The sequence below is a fragment of the Winogradskyella sp. genome (genome assembly GCF_045105575.1).
In the GTDB taxonomy this organism is placed as follows: Bacteria; Bacteroidota; Bacteroidia; order Flavobacteriales; family Flavobacteriaceae; genus Winogradskyella.
The window spans coordinates 1-12,076 of the sequence record NZ_JBGCDQ010000064.1 but is presented as its reverse complement, the minus strand read 5'-3'; the positions used below and the strand labels follow the sequence as shown (position 1 = coordinate 12,076).

13 protein-coding genes are annotated in these 12,076 nt (G+C 33.7%); 1 reads left to right on the top strand and 12 read right to left on the bottom strand.

Features of this window, described 5'->3' with window-relative positions; translation table 11 throughout:
* Nucleotides 1-48 precede the first annotated feature (48 nt).
* The 11 genes from AB8B52_RS13920 to AB8B52_RS13870 form a co-directional block, all read right to left on the bottom strand.
* Nucleotides 49-444, bottom strand: coding sequence for a hypothetical protein (locus AB8B52_RS13920; RefSeq protein WP_406029158.1), 396 nt, complete (start codon nucleotides 442-444; stop codon nucleotides 49-51).
* 5 nt (nucleotides 445-449) lie between these two features.
* Nucleotides 450-701 (bottom strand): AtpZ/AtpI family protein, encoded by a 252-nt coding sequence (locus AB8B52_RS13915; protein ID WP_406029156.1) that lies wholly within the window; start codon nucleotides 699-701, stop codon nucleotides 450-452.
* A complete protein-coding gene (locus AB8B52_RS13910) occupies nucleotides 658-1,086 on the bottom strand; it encodes a polymer-forming cytoskeletal protein (protein WP_406029154.1) in 429 nt (142 codons plus the stop codon). The genes AB8B52_RS13915 and AB8B52_RS13910 overlap by 44 nt, the downstream gene beginning before the upstream one ends.
* A gap of 17 nt (nucleotides 1,087-1,103) precedes the next feature.
* Nucleotides 1,104-3,668 (bottom strand): tetratricopeptide repeat protein, encoded by a 2,565-nt coding sequence (locus tag AB8B52_RS13905; protein WP_406029152.1) that lies wholly within the window; start codon nucleotides 3,666-3,668, stop codon nucleotides 1,104-1,106.
* 283 nt (nucleotides 3,669-3,951) lie between these two features.
* Nucleotides 3,952-4,674, bottom strand: a complete 723-nt coding sequence (locus AB8B52_RS13900; RefSeq protein WP_406029150.1) for an ABC transporter ATP-binding protein — start codon at nucleotides 4,672-4,674, stop codon at nucleotides 3,952-3,954.
* 21 nt (nucleotides 4,675-4,695) lie between these two features.
* The gene (locus tag AB8B52_RS13895) at nucleotides 4,696-6,174 is read right to left on the bottom strand and encodes a DUF5687 family protein (protein ID WP_406029148.1); all 1,479 of its coding nucleotides are present in this window, start codon (nucleotides 6,172-6,174) and stop codon (nucleotides 4,696-4,698) included.
* Nucleotides 6,175-6,230: 56 nt separating this feature from the next.
* Nucleotides 6,231-6,920 carry a hypothetical protein gene (locus AB8B52_RS13890; RefSeq protein ID WP_406029146.1) on the bottom strand — a complete coding sequence of 230 codons (690 nt, stop codon included), beginning with the start codon at nucleotides 6,918-6,920 and terminating at the stop codon, nucleotides 6,231-6,233.
* Nucleotides 6,917-7,642 (bottom strand): hypothetical protein, encoded by a 726-nt coding sequence (locus AB8B52_RS13885; protein ID WP_406029144.1) that lies wholly within the window; start codon nucleotides 7,640-7,642, stop codon nucleotides 6,917-6,919. Before AB8B52_RS13885 ends, AB8B52_RS13890 begins: the two co-directional genes overlap by 4 nt.
* Before the next feature lie 271 nt (nucleotides 7,643-7,913).
* A complete protein-coding gene (locus tag AB8B52_RS13880; RefSeq protein ID WP_406029142.1) occupies nucleotides 7,914-8,546 on the bottom strand; it encodes a hypothetical protein in 633 nt (210 codons plus the stop codon).
* A 113-nt stretch (nucleotides 8,547-8,659) separates the two neighbouring features.
* On the bottom strand, nucleotides 8,660-9,307 hold the full coding sequence (locus tag AB8B52_RS13875) for a hypothetical protein (protein WP_406029140.1): 648 nt from the start codon (nucleotides 9,305-9,307) through the stop codon (nucleotides 8,660-8,662).
* Nucleotides 9,308-9,417: 110 nt separating this feature from the next.
* A complete protein-coding gene (locus AB8B52_RS13870; protein WP_406029138.1) occupies nucleotides 9,418-9,750 on the bottom strand; it encodes a PadR family transcriptional regulator in 333 nt (110 codons plus the stop codon).
* 138 nt (nucleotides 9,751-9,888) lie between these two features.
* Between AB8B52_RS13870 and AB8B52_RS13865 the strand changes: the two genes are divergently transcribed.
* On the top strand, nucleotides 9,889-10,947 hold the full coding sequence (locus tag AB8B52_RS13865; RefSeq protein WP_406029136.1) for a 2Fe-2S iron-sulfur cluster-binding protein: 1,059 nt from the start codon (nucleotides 9,889-9,891) through the stop codon (nucleotides 10,945-10,947).
* 57 nt (nucleotides 10,948-11,004) lie between these two features.
* Here the strand turns inward: AB8B52_RS13865 and AB8B52_RS13860 are convergent, their stop codons facing one another.
* Nucleotides 11,005-12,021, bottom strand: coding sequence for a glycosyltransferase family 9 protein (locus tag AB8B52_RS13860; protein ID WP_406029134.1), 1,017 nt, complete (start codon nucleotides 12,019-12,021; stop codon nucleotides 11,005-11,007).
* Nucleotides 12,022-12,076: the final 55 nt, after the last annotated feature.

Below are 12,076 nucleotides of genomic sequence, written 5' to 3'. Positions count from 1 at the left end.
ACTTTATCGACTAAAACCACTGATTCATAGGACTTCTAAAATACTATTTTATGATTTCTGAAGAAATTTTACCAAACTAAAAACCTCAAAGAATAAATACATAAAATAAGGAATGAAAAAATTAAAAACATCTGGCACTTTGTTTTCAAAATCGGACAGAATTAAAGGCAATAAAAATAAGATGGCTAATATCATCTTAGAAAGTGTCATTCCCATAAACAAATTAAAAATATCTTTTTTTCCTGAAGAAAATAAATAATTAATAACGGTATACATAATTAGCGTTACTCCAAAATGGAAGGTGTACGTATGCCAAATAGGAAAGAATAAAACCGTATCTGTAGCAAAATAAAAAAAGAAATAACTGTGAATTCCGAATAATAATACCGTAATACCAACCAACTGCAAAAGAAATGTGATTTGCCTCTTTTTAAAATCTTCCATGATTACTAATTGTCATTTGAGCTTGCAATAATACGCCTTATAACATAGACCATTGACAGAATTACAGAAACTAAAGCCAATACTATAGTATACGTGTCGTAAGCGTTAGGATAATATTCATCTAGCTTTATGCCAATAAACGTCCCAACTCCAATAATTGCCAACATTTGTAAGGCTATGCTAGAAAAACGAGCATATGAATTAATGTTGCTTTTATTTACTTTGGGCGCTTTGGGCTTGTGGTTGTCTTGGCTCATTAGATAGAGATTTTACAGTACCTTTCATACTACAAGTAGCATTGAAGGTTGCGCCTGGTTCTACAGCAAGTTTGGTGATGTGTACCTCACCTTCAATATGTGCCGTAGATTTAAGTGATAAGGTTCCTGATAGAATAAGTTTTCCAGAAAACTTACCTTCAAAATCGGCATTTTCACCTTGTAAAGTTCCTTTAATAAAGCCCGATTTGCCAACAACGATTTTACCAGAAGTTTTAACGTTACCTTCTACAGTTCCGTCAATTCTAAAAGGCCCTTGACTTGCTATATCTCCTACAATTTTTGTGCCTTGTGCTATAATATTCTGCTGTGTGCTTGCTTCCATGGTTGCTTGGTTTTTAGGTTTTTTGTTATCTGAAGAAAACATAATGATTTGGTTTTAAGTTACTGTAATTCTAAATATGCATTTAGGTTTTTATGCCTTTGAATAATCGCATAATTTGGTGACGAAATCGCAAAATACGGTCGTGTAATTTTAGGTTTTATTTTACGTCCTCTTTTATCTTTACCTTCACTTTTAAGAAGCTCAACAAAACCACTGGCACCTTGTATGCTTTTTAGACCATGTACCACAACAAAGGTAGTGTTTTCATCGTAGAAGTCTTCTGACGTTGTTAAATCAAAGTAATCTATCTTAGCCACTTCTTCGTCTAATATTTTTATAAATGCTTCTCTATCTTCTCCTAAGTTATTATCGAATTGAAAAATGACATTAAACTTTTCGGCTTTATCATCTGCAACAAATTCTTTTTTTGATAACACAGGAAACGCCTCTTTAATAATTTCTTCTGCCTTTTTTCCTTCTACAGTATTAGCATACGTTAAAGCAATATAATCGATGCCTTCTTTGTAAGCTTCAAATCCGTAAAGTCGTCCTTTTGCTGATGCTTTTAAAATTTCAAACTTTGGCACATAATCATCTCCTTCTAAGCGTTTAATCTGCACCTCAGCTTGAGAAATTACGGCTGCATATTCTTCATTTTCAAACTGTTTGTAAAGCTTGGTGTAAATGGCTTCTGGACTATTTTCGTCTTTAGATAATTCTGATTGCGGATTTAATAGAATTTCGGCATAACGCGAATCTGGATACTCACTAATAATCGCTGCCTTCATCGCTTCTGCCTTTTGGTTTAAACCCAATTCAACATAAAGGCGATATAAATTATATTTGGAAGGTAAAATTAAACGGTCTTCAGGATTGTTTTGCAAGAGTTTTTCGAGCTTTGTTTTTGCCAATTCAAATTCTTTAAACTTTTCCTTGTAAATAATTCCGAGTTGATAATAGGCGAAGTTGCGTTCTTTAGCCAAGCTATCAATAGCACTCTGTTTTGTTGGTAGTGATGCTAAATAAATTTCAGGATTAAAACGCTCATCTACAGCAGCCACAGTAATAGTATCTTCTGTTGTTGTATTAGTTAAAGCAGCACGTTCAGTTGAATGTCTCCAATTATCTTGAAGTTTTCGTTCTCCCCAAATTTTTAAAAACTCACCTTTACCATAAGCCACGGTTGTTGGATTATAGAAATAAAAACTACTATTACCTCTTCCTCCATTTCTTAAAGGATTTGGAACACCTTTAGAAGCTCCTGGAGGCCCTCCAAAACCTCTAGAGTTTTTAATATCTACACTCACCATAGGTGACGCTTGGTTTTGTTGGTTTTGTAAATCTTTTTCTTGCTGCTCTTTTTCCGCTAAGGCCCTTAATCGTTGCGCTTCGGCAAATTTTGTATAGATGGCTAATTGCTCTGCCTTTGGAAGGCTCACCATTCTTAAAATACTATCGTTAGTTTGTGCAATACCTTCGTAATAAATGACATCATCAAGATTTTCACGCTTCTTTTTTATAACTCTAAACGCTTTGGTGTTTTTTACCATAGCCGTCATTGTACTATCGTAATAAGCACCAGCGGTTTTATAGACATTTTTATCAAAATACATGTTTCCTAAAGTTTCGTAATTTAAAGACTTTAAGTATTTGTCTGACGTAATTTTTCTAAGTGATTTGTTATAGTAAGCCTCTGCAGTACTGTCTGAAGCTTTACCACGATAATATTCTGCAATGCGGTAATAAATTTTATCTAAAAAGGGTCTATTTTCTCTGTTTTCTTCTAATTCTGTGAGATATTCTTCAAACAGCAGTTGATCTCCGTTTGCGGCATCGAAATTCTTAGATTTTTCAATATGTGCATTGATATAAAATGATCTTGGGACTTGACGATGCATCTCTATAATGGCATCGAACTCAATATTTGCACTGTCTTTTTTGCCAAATTGATTATAAAGTTGCCCTTTAATATAATGGTAACGTGCTTTTTCTCTTTTAATAGTTGTGTTTTCTGCTGCTATAGAAAGTTGCGCAATGGCACTATCTTTAGATTTTATATTAAGATAAGCCTGCGCTAATGCTGCTGTAGCGTCTGCTAAATCTTGATCTTCGAGTTCTTCTTCTCTCAGTAAGCGTTTAAGTTTTTGAATCGCAATAGCATCATTATCTAAACGCATATTGGTTTTTTCGCGCCAAATTTTAACCTGATTAATTTTATCGCTTGTTGGATATTTATTTAGAATATTATTAAACGCTGCCATAGCTGGCACAAAGCGTTGATCGAAATAACGTGCTTTTCCTAAGAGCAGATACGCTTCGTCTATTTGCGGATTTTTTTCCTTTCCGCCAATATTCATGCCATGCACCTGAATAGCCTTAATGGCTTTTTCTTCGGCACGCTCAAAATCAGCATTTTTAGTTTGTCCTGGTAAAAAGATGTCTTCAGTGACATTCATGCGTTCTACAGGCAAGAGTTCCCAGAAATTCTCGGTAAATTCATTATTAATAGCGTCTTTACCGCGTTCTAACGCAACCTCACCATTAAAATTAACATTGTATTTTGTAGCTAAAGCATGAAATTCTCGATTAACAAATTTATCCTTTTTGCGCGAACAGCTTTGCATAAGCATTGCTACACAGCATAAAGTGAGTATAATTTTATAAGCGATTTTCAACGTTGGTTCTATTTGGTTAATAGATAACTGAAACACACCCTTTTTAGTGTGTTAGGTGGTAAAAATAAACATCTTTTTGAATTTTAGAGGTTATTTTGATGGAATTACGCTTTTGATATGGTTGGGCTGCATTAATCGGGAATTGTGGTACGGACAACTCGCGAGTTGTCCCTACGGTTATTATTGCGGCGTGTGTGGACAACTCTTGGTATGAACAACTCTCGAGTTGTCCCTACTCTTCCTCTTGCGATACTATGGCACCTCCAGCGAAATGTGCTTCTAACTCCTTTAAGGTTTCTGGGTTGGTTTCTAAATCCTTAATTACATTTCCTTTTTCTAAAACCACAATACGTTCGCACACGTCTGTAACGTGCATTAAATCGTGACTAGATACCAAAACGGTAACACCTTGTTTTTCGGCTAAATCTTTTATAATTTGCTTTAATCTTATCTGTGTGGTTGGATCTAAGTTGGCGAAGGGTTCGTCTAAAATTATTACTTCAGGATTACCAATTAGTGCTGCTACAATGCCTGCTTTCTTTTGGTTTCCTTTACTTAAATCTCTAAGGTATTTTTTCTTTCCTATAATTTCTCCATTAAAGAAATCTTCAAACTTAGAAGTTAGTGCATCTATATCTGCTTTATTTTGCCCTCTTAATTCACCAATGAAATAAAAATATTCTTCAGGAGTTAAATAACCGATTAAAAAACTTTCGTCTATAAAAGAGGCTGTAAAAGGTTTCCAGTCTTCACTTTCTGAAACCACAACATTATTGCTAGTAATGTTTCCTGTTGTTGGTTTAATTAAATCGAGTAGCAAACTGAAATAGGTTGTTTTTCCTGCTCCATTATTACCTACCAAACCAAAACTTTGGCCTTTAGGAATGGTTAATTCTTCAATATTTAAAACTGTTGTTCCGTTATATGATTTTGAAATGTCTTTTGTATATATCATGATGTTATGAATCTTAATGTGTTAGTTATCTTGACTAAAAGCGTCAATCATTTTGTATTTTGAATCGAGATACCTCTTGGTAATAATGGTCATTAATTTTTTATGAAAAACAATACCTGCAATACCAAGGCTAATTAATAATGCGATAGCAGCACCAAAACCGACAAGCCAATTGATAAGCGCGAATAATCCCATTGGTACAATCATTAATGGTATACCAATTAACCATTGTACTGCGCCTGTACCTTGATAATTAAATGCTGCTTTTTTATCTAAATCTATTTTTTTACGGTTGAAAGCTCCTCCCCAAAGAATGACATGTGTATTGACTCCGATATTATAAATAGCTGCCGCAAAATGTGCTATTAATATTTTATAACCGAAGTACACATAAGGAATTCCCAAAACAAAAAGTATGACAACGCTCATTACCATTAAAATGAATTTTGAACGCAAATATTGCTCGTATTTAATATTCTGGCTCATTAATAGTTTGTAGTAACCACTATCCCAAGCCGGAATGAATTGTCCGAAATTTATAAGAAAAAAACCTGTTGAAAATATGCCAATAAACGCTGACATAAAGGTCATTTCTCTGTACATCGGTTGCGGATAAAAGAACAAGCCATAAAGCACACCAATTACCAACAACATGGCCATTGATTTTGTGCGTTTATTTCGCCATATCAGTTTTAAATCTAACTGCATAAATGGTGCAATATCTCCAAAACGGTTGGTCCAAGATAAATCTGAAGCTTCAACTTCAGTCACTTTAGATTTTAATGAGCTATCTAAATACAACTTACTTTTCAAAATATTAAAGTTGAACTTATAACATAATGCCAAAATCGCGATTGGAATTAAAATGAATAATGGATTATGAGCAACCGCCAAAAATGCACTTCCAATTAAAGTGGTCATTGGTAAAATTTCGAAATAATTTAGTGCGAACAACACACTCACAACTCCTATTATTGGTAAAAAAGATAATTCTGATTCTGCCGAAAATGCTTCAATAATAAAATTTAGAAAATTAATAATGAGCACCACGATAATCATGGTTAACATCCAAGTTAAAACCATGGATGCATCGTTACCATCTCTAATTAACATAATGCTAAAAGGGATAATGGCAAATAAAGGCAAGAAATTAAAAAATGACAATGCTGACTTCCCTAAAACAAAATTAACGACGGTTGAACGTTTAATAGGTAGCGTCAACAAGGGTTTTACGCTCATTACTGGTAGTTTCTGTAAAAAGAAACGCATTAGTAAATCTCCAATAATCCAATAAAACAGATAATTGTTAGCAATAACAAAAGGGTCTTGTTCAGGAAACCCTTTCTTTAGAAGAAAAAGCAAGCCGAATCCTAAGCCTACAAAAATAACAACAAAATAAAGGGCTAAAAATACCATTAAGATATTGATGGCCATATTCTTTTGCCAATAAGACGAACGAAAATATTGTTTCCATTCGAGATTGAGAAAATGTTTTATCATAGTGGTTTTAGTTGATTTATTGGTTAGTAAACTTTCAATCCATTTTGTTACACAAGTTATGCAAATTTATACTCAGGATGTTGCTTTGCCATGTCTTTTCTGAGTTTTGGAGAAACAATAAAAATGGCAATATAAAGCGCAAGCGCAAATAACACAACACTTACAGAGAAGATAAAGCTAAATGTGGTGCTCCAATTGTCATTACTATTAAAAAAACCGACTTGGATTACGAGTTGAATAAAATGAATTAAACCACCCAGTTGTAAAGCAATATTATCGAACAACCATTTTTTATTGGTGTCTTTTTTGATCTGTTTAATTCTTTGAGCCTGTTTGTATATGGCCCAAATAGGAATAACTAACAGAAGTACCGTTGAAGGTAAGAGTATCCAAAAACGGTTTGGAATATGCACTAAAATTTGAAAATAACCATAAATTAAAAACAGTGTGATAACGATTTTAGGCCATTTAAAATAGCCTTTAAAATAACGCCAAAGCAACAATTGATAGTGCTTATTTAATGCTTTTGTTTTTTCTTCAATAACATCATTAAAACCTATGACACCAAATTTTTTAAATTCGAGATGTAAGGCTGCATCAAAGCTTAGATTTGGGTTGGTTTGCCACTGTGCTTCAATACCGTTAGCCAAATGATCTACGAGTTCGGTTTGCACATCGTACCAATCCACATAGTGTTGTTGTGTGAAGATATAGAGTTGTTTTATTTGGTCTTCTGTGAGTGTCATGATAGCTTTAACCCTTTATGGTTTTCTTTAGTTTTAGTGTAAACCTCTTGAAACAATTTTGCTGCCACACGAATTGGAATGTACATGAGTCCGAAGAAAACGACTAAATACATATAATTCAAAGGTTCGTTTGCCTCTTTATTTAAGTTGAAAAAGTTTAAAGCATTTATCGGAATCATTGCGAATAAAAACACAAAATTAACAGACATTGAGATGCTCAACGATTTTGTGCTAAAGCTATTTTTAATTCCATAAAAAGCGACATATAGATATGGAATAAAGATAATAGCAAAGCTCGCAATCGCGGCTGTTTTGGGTGAAAACCCATATACTACAAAAACGACGATAGATAATGTAATCAATTCTAAATAGAATTTAGAATCCAAAAAAGATGTCCTTAATAATTTTAGGAACTTTCTGCGATAGCCTTTGCCTAACTCAAGCTGTTTTCTACGTGTAAATTTTTTGAACCCTATATTACTTTGATATAAACCTTTCGTCCAAACCTCTTGTCTTGCAACACTTCGTTTGATCAATTGGTTTCCAAAACTTCGATGCACTTCTAGTAAAGCTTCGTTAAAAGAAATGCCGTTATTCGTGATTTTATCTTCCACAGCAGATACAATATGATCTAACAGTTCTAAACGTACATCCCAAAACTTCACCTCATTTTTTATGAGGTAGTTATCTATGAATTTTATTTCTTCTTTGGTGAGGTTCATTTTGTAATTTCATACCTACAAGGTTTTTGAAACCTTGCAGGATTTTTAGCATTCAACTTTTGTTGTTTTATTAAACCTCAAAGGTTTTTGAAACCTTTGAGGTTTTTCAAATCTGGGCAGTCTAATTATGACGTCTTTCGTAATTGTGATATAATTTTATTGTGATGATTCATAAAACCAGAATTAAAATGAATGCTAAACTCGCTCCATCAATCATCCAGCTTCAATCACTCATGCCTTTGCTGTCATTTATTCTGATTTCAAACAAAAATCAAGCAGCGATCAATTTATTATAGTTGTCAATAATATATTGTTGCATTCTGTATACAACTGTTGCACCTGATATATTCAGTAATAAAACAAGCATCCAAAAACCAATAAAAACCCATGAATTACCTTCTATAAATCCATTGATTTGTCCATAAAAATACAATGGTAATGCAGGCAACGACATTACTGCAAAAATAAATAGCGACAATTGCGAGGAATTCACTGCTTTTCGCTTTTTAAAGTGAGTAAGCATAGCACCCAGATTCATTATACCAGATATAGCCAAGGCTACAAAGGCAACTGTTTTAATTTCAAAAATTTGTAGCCCTATTTGTAATAGCAAAAAGACAAAAGCGGTTATAGCAATCCCTTTTAACGTATAAAAATGTTTAAAAAATTGAAGCCATAATTGCTTTTGGTAAAACCAATGCAGCTTACTATGCCTGTTTTTTTGAAATTCAGAGATAAAGCTTGCTTTTGTGTTTAAATAATCTTCAAGCAACACGTAGTTTGCGTCGTCTTCAAAATCTGAACTTAGATGGTCTATGAGTTCCATGCGCACGTCCATGTACTTTATTCCCTTTTTTATGAGGTGGTTGTCTATATATTGTATTTGTTTTTTAGTGAGTTTCATTTTGAAATTTCATACCTACAAGGTTTTTTGAAACCTTGCAGGATTTTTAGCATTCAACTTTTATTGTTTTATCAAACCCCAAAGGTTTTTGAAACCTTTGAGGTTTTTCAACTCTAGGTAGTCTGATTATAACGTCTTTCATAATTGAGGTATAATTTTACAGTGATGATGCATAAAACTAGAATTAAGGTGAATGCTAAACTCGCTCCACCAATCATCCAGATTAAATCAATTGTCCCATTAACCTCCTTCATCTTAATTAAAAAAATATTAGGTAATTGGTAAAACCCAAAAAACGGAAAGGCTATGCGTTCAACCACCGAAAATCGTTTATTACCTTTTATCCCTTGATACACTCCATACGTTAAAATGAATCCGATAAAACCAATAATTGGAATGATAGACGTAAAATCTCTAAACGTTTCTAAACTATAGTTTTGATACAACAAATAAAAACCAATGCATGCGCCTAAAAACAGTAAAAACGTTGTTGGCCTTTTAAGCTCCTTTATGAATGTTTTCCATATTTTTTTATCCGCAGATTTTAAAAATTGTTTGTTGTCATTTAATAATGCTGCTTTATTTTCAACCATATAATCCTTAAACACATAGTAAAAATCTCTATGGTCGCCAGCGTCAATCCGCTCTTCAATATCAGATGCCACATGATCTACCATTTCCATTCTGATATCAGCATAAATGATATCTGAATTTTCAAGATAATTGTCTATAAATTGTATGTGGGCTTTGGTTAGTTTCATTTTTAAGTGTCATACCTACAAGGTTTTAGAAACCTTGCGGGATTTTTAGCATTCAACTTTTATTGTTTTAGAAGACCTCAACAGTTTCGAAAAATTTACAAGAAAAATATTTAAGCCAATTTAGGATTCATCAAAGCTTGCATCGTTTTAATATACTCTGCTAATTCTTCTAATTTATTAACGGTTTCTTTGGTGCCACTTTCCGTAAGCTTATAATATTTACGCAATCGGTTATCTACTTTAGCCACCTCAACATCTAACAAACCTTCCGCTTCTAACTTGTGCAATGCAGGATATAAAGCGCCTTCTGTAATATTAAGCTCGCCTTTGGTCAGTGCTTTTACCTTTTGGGTTATTTCGTAACCATACATTTTATCGTGCTGATTCAACAACTTTAAAATAATGGTATTTAAACTCCCTTTGTATAATTTTGAATTACTCATAATACTACAAATATATACATAATTTCCTTATGCATAATAGTCTTATGTATAGATTTTGTGAAAAATTTAGACCTCACAGGTTTTAAAAACCTGTGAGGTCTGTATAAGATTAGTTATTTTTGCACAAAAATTATTTCAATGTCACAATTTCATACACTCACTATAGCATCTATTACTAAAGTAACCGACCAATCGGTTGCGATTACCTTTGCTATTCCTGAAAACCTTAAGGATAAATTTCAGTTTAAAGCCGGACAATACATTACCTTAAAAACTGCAATTAATGGCGAAGAAGTGCGTAGAGATTATTCTATTTGTGCTTCGCAAAGTAGCGGAAACCTTACCGTTGCTGTAAAAGCAGTTGAAAATGGTACCTTTTCTATTTATGCAAACGCACAATTAAAAGCAGGTGATAGCATAGACGTTGCAGAACCTAATGGACGTTTTGTGTTTGAAGCCCATAAAGAAAAAACCAGAACCATTGCTGCTTTTGCCGCAGGTAGTGGAATTACACCAATATTAAGCATTGCCAAAACACTTTTAGAAGACGAGCCGTTTAGTAATTTCATCTTAGTTTACGGAAATAAAACATTGGCAGATGCTATGTTTATGACTGATTTACTAGAATTAAATAAAACGTATGGCAATCGTTTTCATGCCCATTTTATATACAGCCAATGCCAAGAAACCGATGCTATTTTTGGCAGGATTGAAAAAAGCACGGTCAACCTCATCGTAAAGAATAAATACAAAGGGGTAACGATTGAAAAGTTTTACCTCTGTGGACCAGAACAGATGATCCATACTGTAAAAGATGTATTAATTGAAAATGGTGTGAAAGAAAAAGCTATTGCATTTGAATTATTTACAGCATCTGTGGAAGCAGACACCAATGCTTCTGGTGCTGTGCCTTCAGGACAAGCTAAAATCAAAGTATTGCTTGATGATGAGGAATTCGAATTTAATATGTCAAAAGAAAAGACCATACTTGAAGCGGCATTAAAACAAGATATTGATGCGCCTTATTCTTGTCAAGGTGGTATTTGTAGCAGTTGCGTTGCCAAACTAACTGAAGGTGAAGCTCAAATGAGACAAAATAATATTCTGACTGATGGGGAAATAGCTGAGGGTTTAATTTTGACATGCCAAGCACATCCTACATCTGCTTCTGTAGTTGTGGATTATGATGATGTCTAGACAAGCGCTTGCGTGCAAATTATTTTGCTTTTAAAACCAAATATTTTTTGCTTTACATTAAATAACGGATTGGACTTTGGTAACTATACGATCTGCCAAAACACTTCCTGCCGCATTTATATAGTTCTCAGGATATTTATTGCCATAAATGGACGTTGGTATTAATGGAAACTGTTCTCTATCTGCTAAAAGCGCATAATCATCTGGTTGATTGAAAGGTGCAAAACCAGCATAAGGATGTGTTACACCCCAAATAGTGATGACTTTTTTGCCAAGCATCGCTGCAATATGTGCATTACCAGAATCCATTGACAACATTCCATCTGTATTAGAAATCAGGTCCAATTCGTCCTCTAAATTAAGTTTACCGGCTACTGAATAAACGTTTTTATTTTTAATTTCAAACTGATTTAAAACTTCAATTTCTTTATCTCCTCCTCCAAACAAAATGATATTATAGTTTTTTGAAAGTTCAGAAATCACCGCTTCCATTTGTATTAAGGGATACATTTTGCTTTGATGAGCCGCAAACGGAGCAATTGCCAAAGTTTTAAATGTTTTATTTGAAATAAACGCACTAAGCCTTGCGGATAATTGACTCGGCTTTGGGAACATAGGATGAAATAGATCGATTGGATAGCCCAAAGCTTCAAAAACGTCAGCATAACGTTGATGTGTAGTTTTTAATTGCCGAAATAGTTTTCCTGTTGTCAGTGCCTTTTTTTCTGATCTTCCTTTATCTAGCTGCACTACTTTTTTTCCGAAGAAAAAAATTTTCAGAATCTTGCTTCGTAATACATTGTGTATATCTGTTACAGCATCAAATTGTAGTGTTTTGAGTTCCTTTGAGAGTTTATAAAGTCCTAAAACACCTTTATGCCTGCCTTTTAAGTCTGCAGAGAACACCACAACATTCTCTAAATCCCGAAAAAAGGGTTTAAAAAACTCTTTAGTAAGTACTGTAATTTTTAATTCCGGATACTGTTGGGTTAAAGCTCTCAAAACAGGAATCGTCATAGCAACGTCTCCCATGGCTGAAAACCTAATGACTAGTATGTGTTTTGGTTTTGGCATAAAAGGGCTGTCGCACTGGCCGAGGTCGAATTATCTTTTTATGATATTCTTAACT

Bases quoted from the DNA above. Each gene is read 5' to 3' on its own strand.
- AB8B52_RS13910 (WP_406029154.1), bottom strand. From the start codon at position 1,086: ATGTTTTCTTCAGATAACAAAAAACCTAAAAACCAAGCAACCATGGAA.
- AB8B52_RS13920 (WP_406029158.1), bottom strand. From the start codon at position 444: ATGGAAGATTTTAAAAAGAGGCAAATCACATTTCTTTTGCAGTTGGTT.
- AB8B52_RS13905 (WP_406029152.1), bottom strand. From the start codon at position 3,668: ATGCAAAGCTGTTCGCGCAAAAAGGATAAATTTGTTAATCGAGAATTT.
- AB8B52_RS13915 (WP_406029156.1), bottom strand. From the start codon at position 701: ATGAGCCAAGACAACCACAAGCCCAAAGCGCCCAAAGTAAATAAAAGC.
- AB8B52_RS13895 (WP_406029148.1), bottom strand. From the start codon at position 6,174: ATGATAAAACATTTTCTCAATCTCGAATGGAAACAATATTTTCGTTCG.
- AB8B52_RS13870 (WP_406029138.1), bottom strand. From the start codon at position 9,750: ATGAGTAATTCAAAATTATACAAAGGGAGTTTAAATACCATTATTTTA.
- AB8B52_RS13885 (WP_406029144.1), bottom strand. From the start codon at position 7,642: ATGAACCTCACCAAAGAAGAAATAAAATTCATAGATAACTACCTCATA.
- AB8B52_RS13880 (WP_406029142.1), bottom strand. From the start codon at position 8,546: ATGAAACTCACTAAAAAACAAATACAATATATAGACAACCACCTCATA.
- AB8B52_RS13865 (WP_406029136.1), top strand. From the start codon at position 9,889: ATGTCACAATTTCATACACTCACTATAGCATCTATTACTAAAGTAACC.
- AB8B52_RS13860 (WP_406029134.1), bottom strand. From the start codon at position 12,021: ATGCCAAAACCAAAACACATACTAGTCATTAGGTTTTCAGCCATGGGA.
- AB8B52_RS13875 (WP_406029140.1), bottom strand. From the start codon at position 9,307: ATGAAACTAACCAAAGCCCACATACAATTTATAGACAATTATCTTGAA.
- AB8B52_RS13900 (WP_406029150.1), bottom strand. From the start codon at position 4,674: ATGATATATACAAAAGACATTTCAAAATCATATAACGGAACAACAGTT.
- AB8B52_RS13890 (WP_406029146.1), bottom strand. From the start codon at position 6,920: ATGACACTCACAGAAGACCAAATAAAACAACTCTATATCTTCACACAA.